Below are 21,152 nucleotides of genomic sequence, written 5' to 3' on the forward strand. Positions count from 1 at the left end.
GAATGGGATATTTTCATAATGGCGAACAAGTCCCATCAAACAGAGATAGGGTTATAACGGATCTCAACGGCGATTTAGATATTATTTGCCAATCGATGCTAACTGGTGGTAGCAAATATAGCTTGACAACAAATGAGAAGCCTGGGGAGGAGAAGCTGCAAGTCTTTTCTAACACGCTCAGAAATCTAAATGAGCTCACAATTATTGGCTATGGCTTCGGAGATAAGCACGTAAACAATCGGTTGGTTAACGCTATGGTGCTTAACGATAATCTCAAATTGGTAATCGTTGATCCTATACACAAGCCAGCTCCTGAATTTCTTGAGCAATTCAATTACAAAGACCGGATAAGAACTGCGCAGTGCGGAGCTGCTCACTGGATGGAATACATGAATACCAAGAAATGGAACACAGTTCAGATAGAGGAACTGAAAGCTAACGCGCCCATCAGGGCTATGATAAAAGAAAATATCACGCGCAAAGTTGGCGGCTGAAATACTAGCACCTCGTTACTGATCTCATTGTTCACTTCGGTTGATGAAGTCTACCACTCCTCATGGCCACGTGAATGAGTCTATTGGTATCACCAGTGACCGCTATAGGTGATTTAACCCGTCGATACGAGCAGCTATCGGCCAACAGTAGACGCTCTGATAAGGCGTAAGGTTACCTACTTCACAACCACGTATTGGTCTACGCCAACGGAATACTTGTATGGCACGCCACCTGTGATAAGAAATTCCTCCGCAGGGGGATCTATACCATTGAGGGCAAGAAAATGGATGAGGTAAATACCTGGATTTTCGAGGTTCTGTACAAACGTGATCTCGTAGCTCTCACCTGCTCCAACATTCACGAATCTTAGTGGTGCGCGGTTAAGGGTTCCAGCATAGCGACCCGAAAGGAGATTGATCGGTTTCTGGTAGATCGGTTTCCCCTCAGCGAAGGCGACGGGTACCAGCGTCAAGGCGTCATCGTCCAGAGTAACTTTGCTTTCCTTGTTACCAAGGTTGGAAATAATCACCTTAACCTGAAGTAGGTTCTGCCCATCTAGGAGTGGCTGAACTGTTGATTCGACCTTTGCTTGGATATGCGGTTTCTGCGTGGTCTTCTGTTCCAGCTCCTTGAGTGTGTACTCTGTGACTTCCTTTTCCTTTTTCACATAAACGGTGGAGTAATAACCCCACACCGCGACGACGATCGCAGCGATGATCGTAGTGGCTTGGGCGAGGATCTGAACTCCGAGATGGACTTTTTCGATTTTGCTGAGCGAACTCTCTGACATTCTTGGCGCCCTGTTGAAATAGGCGGGGCATTATTATTTGAGGGGCAAGGCAAGGATCTCAGCCTGGAATGGCTCCTCTACCAACGGCGACTTTTATGACCTGTAATTACCGGAAGCTTTCGACCAAAACCGGCCAATGTGACTCTATAAAAAACGGTTAATTTAATTTTTAAATTCTTGAAACTACTTTGCCAACTTTGCAGTCACCACCGATAAGTACCTCCAGCAAGGTTTCACGCTTTTCATGCTCAGCTAAGTAAGGATCTTGGTCAATTCGAGCGCCTCGCCAGTATTGGCGATAATAGTATCCAAATTTATTCACATCCCTTGGGAATTGCTGATCCAGCCAAGTCATATCAAGAACTTGGACTTCGCTGTCTGTATGGATTTCAAAGATGTTTGCAGGCGCCTTATTCATGGAGCGCGACTTGTATTTTATAACATCCTCTACCGTTAGCGCGGCAAAAAAAGAATTAAGTCTGGAGTTGTTTGTTAGATGCGAAAGTTCCGGGTCGTGCAGTCGAAGAAGCTCAAGAAAATATTCTCTATAATGAGGGTCTGGCAGAACATCGACCAAGAGAGGTACGTCAGGACCAATTTCATCAGCTCCAATTAATTTAAATCTTGACTGGTAGATTTGGCCGAATCTTGAGCGCGTCCCTCCGTCAAGTTTGATCTCCATGCCTGATTTGAGAAGGCCTGCATTGTCAACATGATAGTACGTAGCCATTGTCAGAGAGCTTCCTTAGCTTTTCGATTGCTCTAGAATAGCAGAACGCCATCAGCACAGGCGACCCTTGCGAGACAAGATGCTGTCCCGGGCTTCGCCGGAATGACAGCCCCCCTCATCTATGTGAGCATGTCGGTGATTCGTAATGCGCAGTGTCTATAGTTGGCCGCTTCCGCCGATATATGCCGATCATAGAGGGCTGTTTTCGTTTGTGCTCGCAATGACAATAATCAGAAACTTTAAGCAGCAAATATCGATAAAGTGAAAAGTTACTCAAAATATCCTTTTCCAAAGTTGCTCCAGGCGCGTCCCTTCTGCGCTTTTTCCTATATTGTCAAGGCCTCGAACCATCACGTAAAGCCCGGCTAAAACTTGAATTACTTTAACCCCCGTAATATTTAGATAGTCAAAATTGGGAAGGAAGGCATAGTAGGACATGGCAATTCCGACAATAAATTCAAATATTCCATATGATAAACGGTAGTTCTCACGATACCAATACAAAGCTACTCCAAGGATCGGAAGCATAATCAATGTGCCCCAGATTGAAATCGTAGAAATAAGCAGCTGAAAGTTATCGAATATATAAGTTCCAGCCAGTGCCGCGATAGTGCCGAGGACAAAACTAAGCGTCAAATAACGTCGCTGCCCTGAAATAATTTTCTTTGCGGTTTCTTGAATATCTTTGTCGGCCTTGGTGGCTGAGGATTTTTCTAAAAACTGAGCACCAGTAATCGTTTTTATTCCGTATAGGCTAAGGAATTTAGCAAGTAATTGATCCGCTGTAACTAGGTAAACTGCAGCGTTTCCGTAACGTTCGGCATAGGACTTTACAACTCGTGCAATTTCCCTATCTGTATTGTCAAGTCGCTGCATTCTTGGATCAGATACGATTGGTTCTTCTTTTAAGTTAGATGGTGATTGCGCAATATGAACGCCTTTCTTTATTGCGTCTTTGATTACTTCTCGTATGTCGCCGCGAACTCCTCGCGATTGTCGTAGATCAAGTTGGTCAAGAACCACTTTAGGTATTATCAGTTTGTTCTCGGCGGTCATTGCGAGAACCTCTGGATGCTGAACTAAAACATTTGTATCGATTATGAAGTGATCGGTCATTGTTAAAAGAGCTCTAATATTTTACAAGCAAACTCAAGCGTACTGAAGCTTGAGCTGAAATGGCCAGCAGCGTTTGGTAAAAACCTAGCTGCTCATTCGTGACTTTAGGGAGGAAAGGCTACCAATTTGCCATCATTCAGTCCAGCAACTGGTTTATCTGAAAGTCGCCGCGGATCCGAACGTCCGATGTTGGCCGTTTTCTGACCTTCGTTTCGCGGTTGAACTGCCAGTGTTTTCCTAAGCGATAAGTGAGTAATTGCATGGTCAGAAAATAATAATAGCGCGTCGATTCCGTGTGCTGGTTTAGGTGGTGATTCAAAAACCATGCAAGGTGTTTTCTCTGCCAAGTCCATGGATTGTCGCGTTGCCAGCGCTCAGCGATTGCTGTTTGGATAGCCTTCGCCTGACGCAGGTGGCGTTGGCGCGTGGTATGCGACCCGGTCAGGACGCCCGCCAGGAACAGATCCATATCGACTGGCTTGCTCATACTCGACCACCAATGTAAGCCGATACCACGTCAATACGGCCATGCCCCAATTCGTAGCTGATTTGCGCTCTGGCCTCCTGATCTAATTGTCGACCGAGCTGGTAGCACTTGCCGCCGTTGATAGGCGCAAGATGCTGCATTATTTGCTCATAGCGTTCGCACGCATAGGCTGCCCGCAATTCGTGGAAGCCTTTGAGTTCGTGCGTATGGAAGAGGTCCCGTGCGGGGCGGACGATTCGCTGCAAGAAATCGAGGTAGCGTTCGTTCGGTGCCAGCAGGTTGCGGCTACCGTCGGGCGAGACCTGTTCGGCGCATCTCAGCGCTTTGCGAACATGATCATCCACTCCGATCCAGCGAGATGCCGAGGCACCTGAGCGGCCCCCTTTGGTGCCATCCTGGATATTGATCTTGCCGTATTGTTCGGCCTCACCTTTTAAGCGCGGGAGGTCGGCCAAAATCGCCTCGCGCAGTCGCATGCCGGCGGCTCGCGCCAACTGAGCGATGGCCGCGGCGCGCGGCATTTGGTGTTCGTAGAGCACTTCGACGATCCGCTTCATGTGTTCGCGGTCTTGGCATTGCGGCACCGACCAACGAACTCTGGTGCGCCGCATGCCCAGCGCCGTGCTCGGACTTGGCACTTTCACATTCTGATCACCGCGAAGCGCAGCCATGGTTCGATTCACGCTGGACAACCGGTTTTGCGCGGTGGCGATGCCGATAGCGCTTTGTTCAACTTGCTGACGTAGATATCCTGCGTAAGCCAGCAAGGTCTGCCGATCAATTTGCCGCGCATCATAAAACCCCGGCCCGTCCTCCGAGCGACACCAGCGTACAAACGCCTGCCAACGATCACTGTGCGCCTTGACCGTGCCGTAATGTCCGCAGCCAAATAGATCTTTCAGCGCTTGCGGCCCGGCATAGCTCAATTGGCGGCCATAGCCAAAGTTCCGCCCATCCCGTTTACCTACCAGTGCCATGATCGAAATCCTCTCGAAGCCAAAACTTTTAAAACCTTCCCCACGTCATCCCGCCAAGAATGTTGAGTATTATCAGGGATCAAGGCCCCTGCGACCGGTGAGGGTTGTCCACTAACGCGGGACTTACGGCTTCTTACGACCGGGAGCATGGGCATCTCATGATCTGACCTCCTGAACACTTCGAGGGAAGTGGGCGGGAGGAGGCTGCACTGGCTGACGAGACCAGTGCCGCGAGATCCTTAGCTGGGTGAAGGCAGTGAAGCGATGACCGGGGCATGCCTGACTGTCAGTCAGGTGCAGTCCATTCCCTGGGCTGCGGCACCATCATCGGCATTGCTGTTGCTGGTGACTCCGGTGTTTGTCACGCCGATTGTCACGAGGGGGAATGCCGCAAAGCCTTGTACGAGTTGGGCTGCAGCAGCGGTAGGAGCGCCCGTCTCTTTCCGGGAGAAAGAGACGGGCGCAGGTTAGCGCAATGGAATGGCCAAGCGGATAGGTTGCTGCAGGGCAGCTACGAAAGGGGATGAGTTGCCGCAGTGGGCACGCTGGTAAAAGTAGGCATCCATCACATCGCTGTGACCGTGTGAGCCGCCGGACGCTAATCGCACTTTGGGAGAACCACCACGGTGTGGCGTAGCCTTAAAGGTCCTGGCTACCTGGGTTGCTGTCAACGACAGCGCTTTGCCCGATCTGTTCTACGCTTGTGGATAATTCGGGTCAAGGCCCAAATTTTCGGGCGTTCTGCGGCTGTGGATGAAACTATCCACCGGTGGAAATCCGTGGTTTTCCACAGACAGTTTGCGTGGGCTTTAGATTTTTTAAATGAGGTCCATCCAAGCAGGGCGGCTTTGCAGCCCCGCTTGGATGGACCCGCGTGGAAGGGCGGACTGCGGTGATCTCATTGGCTTACCCTCGTTTGGATGCGCCAGGGCTTTTTTGTAGGGCTGTAATGTTGTCGCCGACCGGGTGAGCGAATTCGTGGGGCGTCACATGCCCATGGCGGTTAGCGTCGATGTAGTTGCTCCACCACGCCATGATCAGCCTGCGCTGTTCGAGGAATTCGGCCTTGTGGATATAAGCGGCGCGCACGCGGTTGCGTTCCTTGTGACTCATTTGCCGTTCAATGGCTGCGTCGGTCCATAACCCGGACTCCAGCAGGGCGCTACAGGCCATGGTCCTGAAGCCATGGCCGCACACGTCCTTGCTGGTGTCATAGCCGACGTTGCGGAGCATGGTGTTCACCGTGTTCTCGGACATGGGCTTCCAGTACTTGTGGTCTCCCGGTAGCACTAACTCTGAAAAACGACTGAGGCTGCGCAGGCACTCCAGTATTTCGATGACCTGTGGTGATAGCGGAACCATTTGAATGTCGCCGTTCATCTTGGTCCCACGCATGGAGTTGCGTACCCCTTCAATCGGTGCGCGTGTATCGGGGATTTCCCACATGGCGCGTTGGAGGTCGAACTCACTCCATCGAGCGAAGCGCAGTTCGCTGGAACGGACGAGTACATGCAGCGTGAGCAGGACGGCAAGGCGCGTCAGCTCGCGGCCGTTGTAGTTGTCGATACGGTGTAGCAGTTCGGGTAGGCGGTTGAGGGAGAGGGCCGGGCGGTGGACTGTGCGCGGCGCGTGAATCGAGCCTGCCAGATCCAGTGCAGGATTCATGGTGATCTGCCGAGCCCTTTTGGCCCCGCGCATGATGGTGGATAAGTAGTTCTGTACCCTTAACGCCACATCCATGGTGCCGCGTTCCTTGATGCGCTGGGTGATCTCTAGCAGGTCGTGGGTATCGAGTTCGGCGATGGGGCGTTGGCCGATCAGCGGGAAGACGTGGGTGCGCAATCGGCTCATTACGGTTTTTGCGTGGCCTTCGGTCCAGCGACGGGACATGTCGGCGTGCCACTCCAGAGCAACGGTTTCGAAAAGCAGTGCCGCCCGCTGGGCTACGATCTTGGCCTTCTTCTTTTCTTCCATTGGGTCGAGATTGTCGAGCAGCAATGCCTTGGCTTCGTCTCGCTTACGCCGTGCGACGGAAAGGGTAACGATGGGGTAATTGCCGATAATGAGCGTACCTTCCTTGCCGTTGGGCTTGGTGTACTTCAAGCGCCAGGTCTTCACGCCATTGGGTTTGACGAAAAGGTACATGCCGCCGCCGTCGAACAGTTTGTAGGCGCGTTCGCGGGTTTTGGCCGTGCGGCATTGCAGGTCGCTGAGAGGGATCGCTAGACGTGGCACAGGGGTACGCGCTCCTGACCGGAAAATCGCAGTACCCCTAACATGCCCTCGGGGAAGGGGGATTTTGTTGGATCCCGACAGAGGGTCCTGGAACGAAAAAACCCGCCAAAGGGCGGGTTTTCGGGGCTTCCAGAGCATTCGGTGGAATGCAATGGAGCCTAATGTGGTGCCGGCACCAGGAATCGAACCCGGGACCTACTGATTACAAGTCAGTTGCTCTACCATCTGAGCTATACCGGCACAGGGGCGTCATTATAGCGATGGATTCGCGGCTGTAAACTACTTCTTGCAATCAATGCGTAACGCCCTAAGTCACCGAGCGCTAAGGAGAATTTTCCTACCAGCCGCGGTGGATGGTGGTGACGCTTGGTTCGGTCTTGCCGGGGTTGAAGAACAGCTTGTCGTTGTCGCAGCCGCGCTTGCGGCAGGGGGTGTCGACGTGCAGCGGCAGGCCGCGGTCGCCGCCGAGCTGCATGCCGGGCATGTTCCAGTCCAGCGGTGTCGGTTTGGCCGGGGGCGTGCTGCTAGCGCAGCCAGTCAGGGCCAGGGCGACGGTCAGCAGGGCGAAGGGCTTGGCGTGTTTCACGATGTTCGAATCCGTTCCAAGGTCAGTCTGTGTTCAAGAGGCGGCTGCAACGCTAGCTGCTCCCTCGCGGGGGCCAGTAGCTTGGGCATTGGCAGCTGTGACGCGCGTCCTGTTAATACGATGAGGCCATGCCCCTACGCGGACAATCACGGTTGTTGGCATCCTTGATCATTTTTCGCACAGCGTCGGCAGATCACCGGGCGGGTGGTTCTGCGCGTCTTGGCTCGATTGAACAGTGCATGATCACGTGGACAGCCGGCGATGATACACCGAACGAACCGATGAAGCTTGGTTGTGCTGTGGCTGAGTTGCCGGGCCACGAGGCATGGTGTGTTCCAGTCGCTCCACGAGTGGTTAATATAATTTACGCGTCGTTCTGGGTGTTTTCAGGGTTTTGTTCGGTATGCCTGCAATTTAACCGTGTATTTATTTGTGTTTTTTCTATCGCTTTGACTTTTTCGATTGCCTAAGCTAATTTGTTGTTCATTATGTTGAACAGTAAAGCTTTCAAGCTCCTCTCCACCTCCCGCCTGGTCTCCCGTGAACGTCACTGGACGGGCGACCTCTAGCGCCACCCTCCCACTACAGCCTTAAACCTTTCTGTCTTGCGCCGACGCCTGTGCGCTCGGCTGCTGTGTCGCCCATGGGAGGGCACCATGCGTTCCTGGATCTACCTGATCGTTGCCATCACCGCCGAGGTGATCGGCACGGCGTCGATGAAACTCGCCGCCACTCATTTCCCCGTGGCTGGGCATGCCGTGATGTACGTCATGATCTGCCTTTCGTATTTCTTCCTGGCCCTGGCGGTCAAGCGTGTGCCGGTCGGTGTGGCCTATGCGCTGTGGGAGGGGATCGGCATCGTCCTGATCACCCTGGTCAGCGTGCTCTGGCTGGGCGAAAGCCTGGGCTGGGCCAAGGCCCTGGGGCTGGCGGTGATGATTGCCGGCATCCTGCTGATCAAGGCGGGTACCCGCAGCAAGCCCGTCGAGGTTGAAGGGGAGGCATTGCCATGCTGATTCCCTTTGCCTGGCTGGGCCTGGCCATCGTGCTGGAAGTGCTGGCCAACCTGCTGCTCAAGTATTCCGACGGTTTTCGTCGCAAGGGCCTGGGCGTGGCCTCGATCTTCTGCGTGCTGGCGGCCTTCACCGCGTTGGCTCAGGCGGTGCAGGACATCGAATTGTCGCTGGCCTATGCCATCTGGGGCGGCTTCGGCATCCTGGCCACTGTCGCCATGGGTTGGGCGCTGTTCGGTCAGCGTCTGGCCGGTCGAGGCTGGCTGGGGCTGGCGCTGCTTCTGGTCGGCATGGGCCTGTTGAAACTGGCTTGAAATGCCTTGTTTCAGGCGGTTTCCAGCTTACGGCTGAAATGCTTATGCACAAGCGGCATTTTCCGCTTGCGCGAAAGGCATGCCGACTGGCCCTGCCACCGGTCTTTGCGCAAAGCCCTGTTTTTGCTGGTTTTCAGCTGGTAAGCGGAATAAGCAAAGCGCCGCAAATAGCGCTTGGATCCAAGCCGGGGACATTTTCATCACAAGCTTGTGCACAGACTTATCCACAGGTTGTCAGCTGCGCTGCGGCGATCCGCCGCGTTCGGCCAGCAGTAGCAGGTTGCGCGGCGTCAGCGGGTATTCGCAGAACAGTCCTACGCGCACGGCATAACCTTGCTCTTGGAGGTACAAGGCGCGGTCGAGCACCAGCCACAGTTCCAAGGGGCGGCGGAACAGGTTGCGCACCAGCTCCAGGTTGCGCACCTGAGCCAGCCGTTGCCAGCCTTGCGACTCAAGGGCGGCCCAGTCTGTCGTGCCGCTCAGTTCGACCTGGCGCAGCGTGGCAAGGTCACGGCAGTACTGCTCGAAGGGTTTCTTCAGCCAATCGACCGGCAGTGACGGTGTTGGCAGGTAAGCATCGATACCCCGCTGTTGGCGCTGCAGCAGGTCGAAACCCAGGCGCCTGGCCATCGAGCTGTCGCGCTGGCGGCGTACCCGGGCGCTGGAGGTGACGGCCTCGCTGAGCGGCAGGCCCAGATCGCCGATCGACAACTGCAGGGCCGAAGCCTGTGCGGCTGTGGATATCGCGATGTACTGCTCGCCCTGGATGCGGTTGTAGCAGCACGGCGCCACGGCCAGTTGTGGGCAGCCTTGCTGGCTGGCCAGGTGCAGCAGGCGCACATGCAGATCGCCACAGGCATGCAGGGCAACCACGCTTTTATCGCCATCCAGCTGCTGCATGCTGTCTGCGGCCATTACATCCTGCTGCACATGGTGGGCGGGCAGGTGATGGTGATCGCTCAGCGCCTGGCCGGCGCTGACCAGCTCGGCGTCGTACTCCAGGCAGGTCAATTGCTGGCCGGCTTGCAGCAGGCGGCGGCCCAGGTGGCCCTTGCCCGAACACCAGTCCAGCCAGTGCCGGGTGGTCTGGCTGAAGCTCAGGCGGCGGCTGAAGGCCTCGATCTGCTGCCATTTGCGCCCAGGGACGTTGGCGTCAAGGCGGTGGCCGGCCGGGTGCAGGCCCGCGTCGGGCAATTCACCCACGGCAGACAACTGCCGTGCAAGGCCGGCCAGTTGCGGGAAGGGTGCCGGGGCCGGAAGCTGTTCCGGGTGTTGCTGGACGGCTTCGGCTTGTTCCAGGGTGCGATTGCGCAACCACGCGGACAGCTCGGAGTACTGGCTTTCCCAGCCCAGCTGCAGCTCGGTGAACGGCCGTGGCCGCCACAGCGGCTGGTGCTGAAGCAGAAAGTGGTCGAGGGCCTGGAAGCGCTCGAGGAGCTGGCTGCCTTGGAGGGGGAGTGTCGTGTTCATGCGGGCACCGAGGCGCAATTGAAAGGGGCCGCAAAGCGGCCCCGAGCGTGTTGCAGGTTAGCGCCCCTGGCAGGCATCCACGCGTAACCAGCGTTCCAGCAGCTTGAAGCCCTGCACCAGGAAGAACGAGATCACCAGGTAGAACACCCCGGCGGCAAAGAAGATCTCCACCGGCAGGTAGGTGCGGGCGATGATGGTCCGTGCCATGCCGGTCAGCTCCAGCAGCGTCACGGTGCTGGCCAGGGCGCTGGCCTTGAGCATCAGGATCACTTCGTTGCTGTAGGCCGGCAGGCCGATGCGTGTGGCACGCGGCAGCATGATGTAGAACAGCGCCTTGCCCCGCGACATGCCCAGTGCCCGGGCGGCTTCGATCTCGCCCTTGGGGATCGCCTGCAGTGCGCCGCGCAGGATCTCGGCGATGTAGGCGGCGGTGTGCAGGGTCATGGTCAGTACCGTGCACCAGAACGGATCGCGCAGGTACGGCCACAGCGCGCTGTCACGCACCGCGTCGAACTGAGCCAGGCCGTAATAGACCAGGAACAGCTGCACCAGCAGTGGCGTGCCACGGAAGAAGAAGATGTAGCCGTAGGGCAGGCTGCGCACGTACCAGTGCCGCGAAGAGCGGGCGATGCCCAGCGGGATGGCCAGGATCAGCCCGGCGATCACCGCGATGGCCACCAGCTCCAGGGTCAGGACCGCGCCTTCTGCCAAGCGTGGCAGCCACTTGATGATGACTTCCCAGTTCATTTATTCGGCCCTCATGAAGCCGCGGGCGGCGCGTTTTTCCAGGAAGTACATGCCGATCATGGCGACGATGGTCAGGCTCAGGTAGATGCAGGCGGCCACCGCGTAGAAGGTGAACGGTGCCTTGGTCACGGTCACGCCGATCTGCGCGTGGCGCATGATTTCTTCCAGGCCGATCACCGACACCAGCGCGGTGTCCTTCATCAGGATCATGAACAGGTTGCCCAGGCCCGGCAGGGCGATGCGCCACATCTGCGGCAGGATGATCCGCGACAGGATGCGGCCTTTCGACAGGCCCAGGGCCAGGCCCGCTTCACGGTGGCCCTTGGGGATGGCCAGGATCGCGCCGCGGAACACTTCCGTGGCGTAGGCGCCGAAGCACAGGCCCAGGGCAATGACACCGGCGGCGAATGCGCTGAGTTCGAGCCCAGGCATGTTGAGCGCGTCGCCGAGGCTGTTCATCAGGCCGACGGTGCCGAAATAGATGAGCAAGACCCACAGCAGCTCGGGCACGCCGCGCACCAGGGTCGAGTAGAAGCCGCCAAGCCATTGCAATGACTTGATCGAGGAAGTCTTGGCCAGGGCGCCAAGCAGGCCCAGGGCCAGCCCCAGCAGCAAGGCGCAAAGCGCCAGTTTTACGGTCATCAGGGTGCCGGCCATCATGGCCGGACCGAATCCGTGCAGGTCGATATTCATGGGCAGCTTTGTTCAAGGGACCCGCACCGCGCAGGGCGGTACGGGTCGGGGGAGCATCACTCGATGCTGAACGGGAAGTACTTGTCGTTGATCTTCTTGTACGTGCCGTCAGCTTTGATCTCGGCCAGGGCCTTGTTCAGCTTCTCGCGCAGCGGGTCACCCTTGCGCACGGCGATGCCGATCTTGTCGCTGTCTACTACAGGTTCGCCTTTGAACTCGTAGTCTTTGCCCGCGTCGGACTTCAGCCACTCGTACTGCACATACTTGTCGGCCAGGATGCCGTCAACGCGACCGGAGGTCAGGTCGAGGTAGGCGTTTTCCTGGGTGTCGTACAGCTGAATGGACTTCAGCACGTCCTTGTAGTTGTCTTCAAGCCAGGTGCCGGCCAGGGTGGCGCGCTGGGTGCCGATGGTCTTGCCCTTGAGGTATTCCTTGTCGGTCTTGAAGTCGACTTTCTTCGGCGCGATGAACTGCAGCTTGTTGGAGTAGTAGGGGTCGGTGAAATCCACTGCCTGCTTGCGCTCGTCGGTGATCGACAGCGACGACACCAGGAAGTCGAACTTCTTGGCGTTCAGGGCCGGGATGATGCCGTCCCAGTCGGAGGTCACGACGGTGCATTCGACTTTCATCTTGGCGCACAGGGCGTCGCCGATGTCCTTGTCGAAGCCGACGACCTGGCCGCTGGCGTCCTTGTTGTTGAACGGTGGGTAGGCAGCTTCGATACCCATGCGCAGTTTTTCTGCGGCCATGGCGTTGGCCGACATCACCAGGGTGGCAGCAGCGGCCAGGAGGAACTTCTTGTAAGTCTGCATGTATTGCTCCGTTAGCGGTGGCTGGACATGAATTGCTTGCAACGCGCCGAGGTCGGGTTTTCGAAGACCTGCTGCGGCGATCCCTGCTCTTCGACCAGGCCCTGGTGCAGGAAGACCACTTCACTGGACACCTGGCGGGCAAAGTTCATCTCGTGCGTCACCAGCAGCATGGTACGGCCTTCTTCGGCCAGGGCGCGGATGACGTTAAGCACTTCCTGGACCATTTCCGGATCGAGCGCCGAAGTCGGCTCGTCGAACAGGATGACCTTGGGCTTCATGGCCAGGGTGCGGGCGATGGCGGCACGTTGTTGCTGGCCACCGGAAAGCTGGGCGGGGTAGCTGTGGCGCTTGTCGAAGATACCGACCTTGTTCAGCAGCGCCTCGGCGTGCTCGGTGGCCTCGGCCTTGCTCTGGCCGAGTACGCGGCGTGGCGCCTCGATGATGTTGTCGAGGATCGACATGTGCGGCCACAGGTTGAAGTTCTGGAAGACAAAGCCGATCTCGCTGCGCAGGCGGTTGATCTGGCGGTTGTCGGCGGCGATCAGGTCGCCGTTTTTCTGCGCCTTGAGCTTGAGGGCTTCGCCGGCGACCAGGATTTCGCCCTGGTGCGGGTTCTCGAGCAGGTTGATGCAGCGCAGCAGGGTGGACTTGCCGGAGCCGGACGAGCCGAGGATGGAGATCACGTCACCGTCGCGCGCGGTCAGCGAAATGCCCTTGAGAATTTCCTGCTCGCCGTAGCGTTTGTGCAGGTTACGGATTTCCAGCGCGGGCGTGGCCTGGGCCATGTGCGGTCCTCATGTGTTCGGGTGCGTTCCCAGCTGTTGGCGGCCTTCCTGGCGAGCGCCACGCTAGCATAGCGGCGCAACAGCGGCCAACCGGGTCGCAAGGGGCTTCGGTCATTGATGGGGCAGTTTGTCGCATCGTTGCAGTGGACTGTCGCGAGGATGTCCGCAATGGCGTTTTGCCCAGCACCGGAGCCTTGATGAAAAAAGGCGCGATGGTGCCAGCTTTGGCCCAAGCATGGAAGCGGTTTAGACCATTTTCCGGGAAAGCAGGTGCTACCGCCCTTGTGGCCGGTACAGGCTGGCGTGGGAGCGGGCTTGCCCCGCGATGGCTTCGGCAGGATTGAAGGTGTTGGGGCGACAATCGCTATCGCGGGGCAAGCCCGCTCCCACGCAGATCGAATCATGGCTGAAACAATGGTTGTACCTCTTGGTTGCACTTTAATGCCTTGCCCTGGTGCGCGGGTGTTACCGAGGAGCACCTTTGGTGCGTTTGTAAGTGGGTATTTCAGTAATCCGAACTTGGCATGGAGATTTGGCGGGCTTTCGGTCAAAGCCTGGCAGAAAGGCTGCAAAGCCAGAGAATTTGCGGGCGTCAGCCATTCCGGATAAATGGCATTTAAAAATGGCGCGCTTATTGCCAGTGGGAAAAGACCGAATGCGGCGACGCCTAAATCACCCCTTGGTGCGCTTCGTTTTCCCTTCATTCGGGTGGTCCACTCCTTACAAAGGTAGTTTTATGAGCGGTAACAATTCCAATGACCTCGCTCAGGGGCTCAAACAACGGCATGTGACCATGCTGTCCATCGCAGGCGTGATCGGCGCCGGCTTGTTCGTCGGCTCCGGCCATGCCATCGCCGCCGCCGGCCCTGCCGTGCTGCTGGCCTACGCCGCTGCCGGCACCCTGGTTGTACTGGTGATGCGCATGCTCGGTGAAATGGCGGTTGCCTCGCCCGACACCGGTTCTTTCTCGACCTACGCCGACCGCGCCATCGGGCGCTGGGCCGGTTTCACCATCGGCTGGCTGTACTGGTGGTTCTGGGTGCTGGTGATCCCGCTGGAGGCCAACGCCGCCGCCGCCATCCTGCATGCCTGGTTCCCGGCTGTTGACCTGTGGGCGTTCTCGCTGATCATCACCCTGGTGCTGACCGTTACCAACCTGTTCAGCGTGAAGAACTACGGTGAGTTCGAGTTCTGGTTCGCCTTGCTCAAGGTGCTGGCGATCATCGGCTTCATCGTCGTCGGTTGCGCGGCCATGTTCGGCATGGTCCCGAGCAGCCAGATCAGCGGCGTAAGCCACCTGTTCGATACCCAAGGCTTCATGCCCAATGGCCTGGGCGCCGTGCTGGCCGCCATGCTGACCACCATGTTCTCCTTCATGGGGACCGAGATCGTCACCATCGCCGCCGCCGAGTCGAAAGACCCGGGCAAGCAGATCAGCCGTGCCACCAACTCGGTGATCTGGCGTATCTGCCTGTTCTACCTGGTATCGATCTTCCTGGTCGTAGCCATGGTGCCGTGGAACGATCCGACCCTGGCCGAGAAAGGCTCCTACCAAACCGTCCTCAGCCTGATCGGCGTGCCGAATGCCAAGCTGATCGTCGACATCGTCGTGCTGATTGCCGTGACCAGCTGCCTGAACTCGGCGCTGTACACCTCCTCGCGCATGCTCTTCTCCCTGAGCAAGCGTGGCGATGCCCCGGCAGTCGCCCAGCGCACCACCAAGGCGGGCACCCCTCACTGGGCCGTGCTGCTGTCCACCGCTGCGGCCTTCCTGTGCGTGTTCGCCAACTTCCTGGCCCCGGCCGCGGTGTTCGAGTTCCTGCTGGCCAGCTCTGGCGCTATCGCCCTGCTGGTGTACCTGGTGATCGCCGTGTCGCAACTGCGCATGCGTGCCCAGCGTGAAGCCAGCGGCGAGAAGATCTCGTTCAAGATGTGGATGTTCCCGGGCCTGACCTGGGCGACCATCGCCTTCATCGTCGCCATTCTGGTGGTGATGGGGCTGCGTGAGGATCACCGCGTCGAGATCATTGCTACCGCGCTGCTGAGCATTGCAGTTGTGGCGGCAGGCTTGCTGGTGCACCGCAAGCGCGGCGCTGCCGGGCGCGTGGCGCTGGATAGCTGATTCGCAGCCGGTGAAATGAAAAGGCCGCGCCCTGTGAAGGGCGCGGCCTTTTTGTTTTCCTTTGGGGCTGTTTGTGGGAGCGGGCTTTATCCCGCGATAGCGTCAGTGAATTCAGCAGCGCTTTCGCGGGGCAAGCCCGCTCCCACGGATTTCGATCAGCCGAACTGCTTCTGCTGTTGCTGCCCCTTGGCCACCACCTCGGAAGCCGTGACATAGGCCGCCTGGAACTCATCGCTCTCAAGCCAGGCCATGGTCGCGTCCTCGTCGGCGCCGTCGAGCCATTTGCGGTAGGCGGTGAACACCATGACGATGTAGTCGGTGGCGTGTTCTTCCTTGTGGCCCTTGAGCACCAGTGCCAGCAGCGGGTCGACCAGGAACACCGAGATCATCGGCACCAGGCCGGTTTCCTGGGCTTCTTTCATCTTGTCGAACAGGCTGTTGTAGCTGCCCGACTCCATGGCCTTGTTGAACACCTGCTCGACGCTGGCGCTTTCGCCGGTGCTGGCCTTGACCGCCTGGCCGCTGCGCACCATGCGGTTCTGCTTGGCCTTGGTGGCGGCGCGCTTGGCGCGTTTCTGTTGCTTGGTGTTGGTGGCCATGAGGCGGTCCTTGGAGGTATCTGGTAAAGGCGCGTATTGAAGCGCAGTTGCCCTGAAAACCCAAGGGCGAGGCGCCGCGTGGGAGCGGGCTGGCCCCGCGATGGCTGTTACAGAGGGCTCGGCGCCGCCGGCTCATCCTCCTCGAACCCCCGCGAAGCGCGCCCAACCAATAGGGGATCCGGCGCATGCGCCACGCTGTGGTCCTTCCCCGGATAATCCAGCGAATGCAGGAAATGCCGGATGCAGTTGATCCGCGCGCGCTTCTTGTCGTCGGATTTGATCACCGTCCACGGCGCATCGGCCGTATCGGTGTGGAAGAACATGGCTTCCTTGGCGGCGGTGTAGTCCTGCCACTTGTCCAGCGACTTGATGTCGATGGGGGACAGCTTCCAGTGCTTGAGCGGGTCGTCGCGCCGCGAGATGAAACGGCGCAGTTGTTCCTCGCGGTTCACCGAGAACCAGAACTTGAACAGCAGGATGCCGCTGTTGCACAGCATCCGCTCCAGGTCCGGCGCCTGGCGCATGAACTCCAGGTATTGCAGCGGCGAGCAGAAGTCCATCACCCGCTCGACCCCGGCGCGGTTGTACCAGGAGCGGTCGAAGAACACCATTTCACCGGCGGTGGGCAGGTGCTGGATGTAGCGCTGGAAGTACCACTGGCCTTTCTCCTGTTCGGAGGGCTTTTCCAGCGCGACGATACGAGCGCCACGCGGATTCAGGTGCTCCATGAAGCGCTTGATGGTGCCGCCCTTGCCCGCTGCGTCACGGCCCTCGAAGAGGATGACGATGCGCTGGCCGGTTTCCTTCACCCAGTTCTGTACCTTCAGTAGCTCGATCTGCAGCGCGTGCTTGGCCTTGTCGTAGTCCTGGCGGCGCATGCGCGTGCGGTACGGGTAGCTGGCCGGCAGGTGCGCCGAGGTGCTGTCCTCGCTGCTGCCTTTGCGCGCGTTGGCCACTGCCAGGGCGGCGGGTTGCTGGCTGACCTGGGTGATGGTCTCTGGCGTGGGGGCGTTGGTGACGGGCTTGCGCTGGCGTGGGCGGCGGGTGCGGGTGACGGGGCCGCTGCCGGTGTCGGCAGGCGACGGCAGCAGGAGGGTGGCGGATTCTTCGCTCATGGAGGTCCTTGCGGGGTCGGTCGAGTGTCCACCCTCCATGCTATGTGCAAGCAGATGGTAGCTTTTTGATATCGATCAACCGGACATGTACCAAGAAAACGCAGGCAACAAAAAACCCGCACTAGGCGGGTTTCTTGTGTCGCTTCGGGTAACTTTGCAACCACCAGGAGCTGAAGGTGGTGCCCAGAGACGGAGTCGAACCGCCGACACGAGGATTTTCAATCCTCTGCTCTACCGACTGAGCTATCTGGGCGACGAGGTGAATTAAATAGATTTCCAGACCGCTCGTCAACGACTTTTTTGAAAAAATTTAAATTAATTCCGTCGCTTACGATTTTTGGGGTCATTCCGACGGCGGAACGTAGCCTTCAGCCTTGGCGTAGTCTTCGCCGGCGAAGAACTTGTCCATCTCGGCCTGGATGAACTTGCGGTCCTCGGCGTTCATCATGTTCAGGCGCTTCTCGTTGATCAGCAGGGTCTGGTGCTTCTGCCAGTCGGCCCAGGCTTTCTGCGAGACGTGTTCGAAGATGTCCTGGCCCTTGGGGCCGGGGTAGGGCGCGCGTTCCAGGCCTGGCAACTCTTCTTTGTATTTGCGGCACATCACGGTGCGGGTCATGGGTTCTCTCCTGCAATCAGTTCGTCGGCCGCGCGTTGCAGCAGCTTCTTGACCGGGGCGGCGAGGCCCAGGCGCGGCGGGGTGGCGAGGTTATACCAGAGCCAGTCGGGCTCGGCCACGTGCGCGCCGACGGGGTCGACACGCACCAGCCACGGCTCGATGGCCAGCTGGAAATGGCTGAAGGTGTGGGTCAGGCCTTGCAGCGCCTGGCTGCCGGCCAGGCGCAGGCCGTGCTGGTAAGCGAGGTCGTCGAGCTGCTCGAGGCTGTCCAGCTCCGGCAGGCTCCACAGGCCCCCCCACAGCCCGGTGGAGGGCCGGCGGTAAAGCAGAATCGCGCCTTCGTGGTTGGCCAGCAGCGGCATCAGGGTCTTGCGCTGGGGCAAGGCTTTGCGCGGTTTTGGCTCCGGGTAGCGGGTCTCTTCACCGTGCAGATGGGCTTCGCAACCACGCTGCAGCGGGCAGATCAGGCAACTGGGCTTGCTGCGGGTGCACAGCGTCGCGCCCATGTCCATCATCGCCTGGGTGAAGTGGTTGACCCGCGTCATCGGTGTGAAGCGCTCGGCGGTGGCCCACAGCTGGTTGGCCACTTTCGGCTCGCCCGGGTAACCGGCCTGGGCGGTGAAGCGGGCCAGCACGCGCTTGACGTTGCCGTCGAGGATCGGCGCGCGGATGCCCATGCTGATGCTGGCGATGGCCCCGGCGGTGGAGCGGCCGATGCCGGGCAGTTCGGTGAGCTGCTCGACACTGCGCGGGAACTCGCCGCCATGTTGCGCGACGACGATCTTCGCGGCCTTTTGCAGGTTGCGTGCGCGGGTGTAGTAGCCCAGGCCCGTCCACAGGTGCAGCACTTCGTCTTCTGGTGCTTCAGCCAGCGCCTGCACGGTCGGCAGCGCCTGCATGAAACGGTCGAAGTAGTTGAGCACGGTGCTGACCTGGGTCTGCTGCAGCATGATTTCCGAGACCCACACCCGGTATGGGTTGATGCCCTGTTGCCAGGGCAGGTCGTGACGACCGTGCTGGTCGTACCATTCCAGCACGGCGCTGGAGAACTGCTGGGGGCTCATCGCTTGAACAGCCCCTTGAGCGCATCTTTGAGTTCCGGGCTCACTTTGTCTCCGAGTTTTTCTTCGAGCTTTTCATCGATCTTGTCCTTCAGGCGGTTGCCGGCCAGTTTCGCCGCCACCTTGCCCAGGCCGTCCTGGTCCAGGCGGCAGGCCTTGGCACCCAGCTCCAGCGGGCCACGGCAGCGCAGCGGCACTTCGATGCCGGCAAAGCGCTCGTTGACCTGGCAGGCCGGATCGGGCATGGCGCGCTGGTCGCCTTCGACCACCACGCCGACGTTGTAGTCCATGCCCAGCACCCGCAGGTCGAGGTCGCCATGGCCGTTGACGGTCAGGCCGGGAATGCGCGCCCTGAGGTCCGGGTTGCTGGCCACGCCATTGCGGATCACCAGGCTGCCGCGCAGCTCTTCGAACGGCGTGTCCTTGCCGCGCGGCTCGCTGCCGAGCTGTTTGCGGTTGAGGGTGGCGATGGCCTGGCACAGTTGCTGTTCCAGGTTGGCGTTGACCAGCACGCCATCGTTGATGGTGAAGCTGGCATTGCCGTTGAGGGTGTCGACCAGCGCTTTCTGGCTGTTGCCGGTGGCGGTGAGGTCGCTGGCGAGGGTCAGCAGGCCCTTGACCGGCGGTGCCTGGTCGGGGCTTTCGCGCTTGATGAAATGCTCCACCGGCACGCGGTTGATCTTGGTGTTCACCCCCAGTTGCGGCACGGCGGGGCGCACGTCGACCGTGCCCTTGGCTTCGAAGCTGCCGTTGTACAGGCCGCCGCGCAGGGTTTCGAGGGTGATCAGGCCACCCTGGCCGTTGGCCTTGAGCCGGGCGTCGCTGATGGGCAGCTTGTCCAGGGTCAGGGCGCCGAACGCCAGGTCGGCCTGCAGGTCGAGGGCGCGCAGGCGGTCCACCGGCAGCAGCTTGTCGTTGCTCCAGGCCACTTGCGTGGGGGCGTTGGGCAACGGGGTGGTGCCGGCTCCGGCAGTGGCGCTGGCTTCCTGCTGTTTCACCTCGGCCTGGCGCGCCGCGGTGGTGCCCTTGGCCTCCTCGCTCTTGGCGGGCAGATAGCGGTCGGCGTCGAAGGTGTCTGCCTTGAGGTTTACCCGCAGGGCCTGCTTGGCGAAATCTTCGACGGCTACGCGGCCGGTGAAGGTGCTGTCGTCCAGCTTCACCGCCAGGTCTTCCAGGGCCAGGCTGTTCGGTGTGCCTTGCAGGCTGGCAACCAGCTCCAGCTTGTTGAAGGCGGCCGCATCGGCGGTGGCCGGCAGCGGGTGGCCGATGCCGTCGAGGAAGGTGCGCAGGTTGAACTGGGCGATGGACAGCCCGCCACTCACCTGCGGCGCCTTGTCCAGGTCGCGCACATTCAGCTCGCCCAGGGCGCGCAGCTGGTTGGCCGAGACTTTCAGGCTGCTCCACGAGGCGACATTGGCGGCCAGGTCGACCAGCACCTGGCCTTGCGCGACGAAGGTCATGGTCTTGCCGGCCAGCGGCTCGCCCGAGGTTTCGCCGGACAGGCGCATGTCTTCAAGGTTGTAGCGCTTGAGCTTGCGGTCGAAGCGCAGTTCGCCGGTCAGCTCGGTGCGCGCCTTGATGTTCGGCTGGCTGGCGCTGAGGAAGGCGCTGGCCTTGAGCGGGATGTTCACGCCTTCGTGCACGGGGCCTGTGCTCAGCTGGATGCTTTCGGCACCGTAGCTTTGGCCGGCCTTCTCGTCGGTGAACTGCACCCGGGCGTTGTTGACGGTCAGGCTGTCGATGTCGAGCTTGACCGAGCGCTCGCTGGCTTCGGGCTTGGACGGCTCACTGGCCGGCGCTTCGCCTGGCGCGGTGGCCGGGGCGTTGGCAACGGCCGGGTCAGGCAGTGGCTTGCCGATGTCTTCCCAGTTGCCATGGCCATTGGCATCGCGGGTGAGGGTGAGGTTCAGGCCCTCGACCCGCACGTCGCTCATCTGCACTTCGCGGCGCAGCAGCGGCAGCACGCGCACCGACAAACCGAGCATCTGCAGGTCGGCGAACGGCACCTTGGGGTTGTTCAGCGTGGCGATGCTCGCCTCGTGCAGCTCCAGGCCCAGCCAGGGGAACAGGCTCCAGCCGATGTCGCCGTTGAGCGTCAGCTCGACATGGGCCTTGTCGCGGGCCAGTTGGCGGATTTCGTCTTTGTAGTCGTTGGGATCGAAGAGGTGCGTCAGGGCGAAGCCCAGCGCCACGATGATCAGCAACAACCCGAGAAGCGACAGCCCCAGGATTTTGCCGAACGCTTTCATGGGCGAGTCCTTGTAGTCCGATTGTGAAATTCAGCGGCGAGTATAGCGCTGTGGCACTTGGCTCTGCGTATCCGACATTTCGACAGTGGGAATGACGGCAGTTCATTGATCACCTGCTCGGCCCTTATCGCGGGGCAAGC

21 protein-coding genes and 2 tRNA genes are annotated in these 21,152 nt (G+C 59.2%); 4 read left to right on the forward strand and 19 right to left on the reverse strand.

The features are described 5' to 3' along the window. A partial coding sequence (locus ACO6VM_RS26035) for a hypothetical protein (RefSeq protein WP_422404010.1) occupies nucleotides 1–494 on the forward strand: 494 nt, incomplete at its 5' end. Between the two features lie 176 nt (nucleotides 495–670). Here ACO6VM_RS26035 and ACO6VM_RS26040 read toward each other — a convergent pair. From ACO6VM_RS26040 to ACO6VM_RS26075, 8 genes are all read right to left on the reverse strand, one after another. After that, nucleotides 671–1,285: a hypothetical protein gene (locus ACO6VM_RS26040; protein ID WP_422404011.1), complete on the reverse strand. Its 615-nt coding sequence runs from the start codon at nucleotides 1,283–1,285 to the stop codon at nucleotides 671–673. Nucleotides 1,286–1,454: 169 nt separating this feature from the next. Next, nucleotides 1,455–2,015, reverse strand: a complete 561-nt coding sequence (locus tag ACO6VM_RS26045; protein WP_422404012.1) for a hypothetical protein — start codon at nucleotides 2,013–2,015, stop codon at nucleotides 1,455–1,457. Nucleotides 2,016–2,288: 273 nt separating this feature from the next. After that, entirely contained in the window at nucleotides 2,289–3,131 is an 843-nt protein-coding gene (locus tag ACO6VM_RS26050) for a PIN domain-containing protein (protein WP_422404013.1), read from the reverse strand. Nucleotides 3,132–3,267: 136 nt separating this feature from the next. Next, the gene (locus tag ACO6VM_RS26055) at nucleotides 3,268–3,618 is read right to left on the reverse strand and encodes a hypothetical protein (RefSeq protein WP_422404014.1); all 351 of its coding nucleotides are present in this window, start codon (nucleotides 3,616–3,618) and stop codon (nucleotides 3,268–3,270) included. Next, nucleotides 3,615–4,595, reverse strand: a complete 981-nt coding sequence (locus ACO6VM_RS26060) for an integrase domain-containing protein (protein WP_422404015.1) — start codon at nucleotides 4,593–4,595, stop codon at nucleotides 3,615–3,617. Before ACO6VM_RS26060 ends, ACO6VM_RS26055 begins: the two co-directional genes overlap by 4 nt. Before the next feature lie 906 nt (nucleotides 4,596–5,501). Then, on the reverse strand, nucleotides 5,502–6,830 hold the full coding sequence (locus tag ACO6VM_RS26065; protein ID WP_422404016.1) for a tyrosine-type recombinase/integrase: 1,329 nt from the start codon (nucleotides 6,828–6,830) through the stop codon (nucleotides 5,502–5,504). A gap of 164 nt (nucleotides 6,831–6,994) precedes the next feature. Further along, nucleotides 6,995–7,070: transfer RNA gene (locus ACO6VM_RS26070), tRNA-Thr, on the reverse strand. A 97-nt stretch (nucleotides 7,071–7,167) separates the two neighbouring features. Then, the gene (locus ACO6VM_RS26075; protein WP_153785697.1) at nucleotides 7,168–7,416 is read right to left on the reverse strand and encodes a hypothetical protein; all 249 of its coding nucleotides are present in this window, start codon (nucleotides 7,414–7,416) and stop codon (nucleotides 7,168–7,170) included. A gap of 656 nt (nucleotides 7,417–8,072) precedes the next feature. Between ACO6VM_RS26075 and ACO6VM_RS26080 the strand changes: the two genes are divergently transcribed. Both ACO6VM_RS26080 and mdtI read left to right on the forward strand, forming a co-directional pair. Then, nucleotides 8,073–8,432 (forward strand): multidrug/spermidine efflux SMR transporter subunit MdtJ, encoded by a 360-nt coding sequence (locus ACO6VM_RS26080; RefSeq protein ID WP_110992229.1) that lies wholly within the window; start codon nucleotides 8,073–8,075, stop codon nucleotides 8,430–8,432. Then, nucleotides 8,426–8,743, forward strand: a complete 318-nt coding sequence (gene mdtI, locus ACO6VM_RS26085; protein ID WP_125462245.1) for a multidrug/spermidine efflux SMR transporter subunit MdtI — start codon at nucleotides 8,426–8,428, stop codon at nucleotides 8,741–8,743. The genes ACO6VM_RS26080 and mdtI overlap by 7 nt, the downstream gene beginning before the upstream one ends. 234 nt (nucleotides 8,744–8,977) lie before the next feature. Here the strand turns inward: mdtI and ACO6VM_RS26090 are convergent, their stop codons facing one another. From ACO6VM_RS26090 to ACO6VM_RS26110, 5 genes are read right to left on the reverse strand one after another with little or no spacing between them, the layout of a single operon-like run. Further along, nucleotides 8,978–10,213, reverse strand: a complete 1,236-nt coding sequence (locus tag ACO6VM_RS26090; protein WP_422404017.1) for a methyltransferase — start codon at nucleotides 10,211–10,213, stop codon at nucleotides 8,978–8,980. A 57-nt stretch (nucleotides 10,214–10,270) separates the two neighbouring features. Continuing rightward, nucleotides 10,271–10,960, reverse strand: a complete 690-nt coding sequence (locus ACO6VM_RS26095; RefSeq protein WP_401057556.1) for an ABC transporter permease — start codon at nucleotides 10,958–10,960, stop codon at nucleotides 10,271–10,273. After that, nucleotides 10,961–11,653, reverse strand: coding sequence for an ABC transporter permease (locus ACO6VM_RS26100; protein ID WP_125462248.1), 693 nt, complete (start codon nucleotides 11,651–11,653; stop codon nucleotides 10,961–10,963). A 56-nt stretch (nucleotides 11,654–11,709) separates the two neighbouring features. Beyond that, nucleotides 11,710–12,465, reverse strand: coding sequence for an ABC transporter substrate-binding protein (locus tag ACO6VM_RS26105; RefSeq protein WP_125462249.1), 756 nt, complete (start codon nucleotides 12,463–12,465; stop codon nucleotides 11,710–11,712). Nucleotides 12,466–12,476: 11 nt separating this feature from the next. Next, a complete protein-coding gene (locus ACO6VM_RS26110; protein WP_028688471.1) occupies nucleotides 12,477–13,250 on the reverse strand; it encodes an ABC transporter ATP-binding protein in 774 nt (257 codons plus the stop codon). A gap of 736 nt (nucleotides 13,251–13,986) precedes the next feature. Between ACO6VM_RS26110 and gabP the strand changes: the two genes are divergently transcribed. Next, complete coding sequence (gene gabP, locus ACO6VM_RS26115) at nucleotides 13,987–15,372, forward strand: GABA permease (RefSeq protein WP_110992235.1); 1,386 nt, start codon at nucleotides 13,987–13,989, stop codon at nucleotides 15,370–15,372. A 155-nt stretch (nucleotides 15,373–15,527) separates the two neighbouring features. On the opposite strand, the gene ACO6VM_RS26120 is transcribed toward gabP, so the two are convergent. From ACO6VM_RS26120 to ACO6VM_RS26145, 6 genes are all read right to left on the reverse strand, one after another. Next, nucleotides 15,528–15,971: a hypothetical protein gene (locus ACO6VM_RS26120; RefSeq protein ID WP_422404018.1), complete on the reverse strand. Its 444-nt coding sequence runs from the start codon at nucleotides 15,969–15,971 to the stop codon at nucleotides 15,528–15,530. 107 nt (nucleotides 15,972–16,078) lie between these two features. Continuing rightward, nucleotides 16,079–17,086 (reverse strand): polyphosphate kinase 2, encoded by a 1,008-nt coding sequence (ppk2, locus tag ACO6VM_RS26125; RefSeq protein ID WP_422404019.1) that lies wholly within the window; start codon nucleotides 17,084–17,086, stop codon nucleotides 16,079–16,081. A gap of 177 nt (nucleotides 17,087–17,263) precedes the next feature. Further along, nucleotides 17,264–17,339 (reverse strand) — tRNA-Phe (locus tag ACO6VM_RS26130). A 90-nt stretch (nucleotides 17,340–17,429) separates the two neighbouring features. After that, nucleotides 17,430–17,702: an oxidative damage protection protein gene (locus ACO6VM_RS26135; protein ID WP_110992242.1), complete on the reverse strand. Its 273-nt coding sequence runs from the start codon at nucleotides 17,700–17,702 to the stop codon at nucleotides 17,430–17,432. Beyond that, nucleotides 17,699–18,766, reverse strand: a complete 1,068-nt coding sequence (gene mutY / locus ACO6VM_RS26140; RefSeq protein WP_316905009.1) for an A/G-specific adenine glycosylase — start codon at nucleotides 18,764–18,766, stop codon at nucleotides 17,699–17,701. Before mutY ends, ACO6VM_RS26135 begins: the two co-directional genes overlap by 4 nt. Then, nucleotides 18,763–21,012 (reverse strand): AsmA family protein, encoded by a 2,250-nt coding sequence (locus tag ACO6VM_RS26145; RefSeq protein ID WP_422404020.1) that lies wholly within the window; start codon nucleotides 21,010–21,012, stop codon nucleotides 18,763–18,765. The genes mutY and ACO6VM_RS26145 overlap by 4 nt, the downstream gene beginning before the upstream one ends. Nucleotides 21,013–21,152 lie beyond the last annotated feature (140 nt).

Origin of the sequence: Pseudomonas sp. GZD-209 (genome assembly GCF_049310485.1) — a bacterium.
Taxonomy (GTDB): Bacteria; Pseudomonadota; Gammaproteobacteria; order Pseudomonadales; family Pseudomonadaceae; genus Aquipseudomonas; species Aquipseudomonas sichuanensis.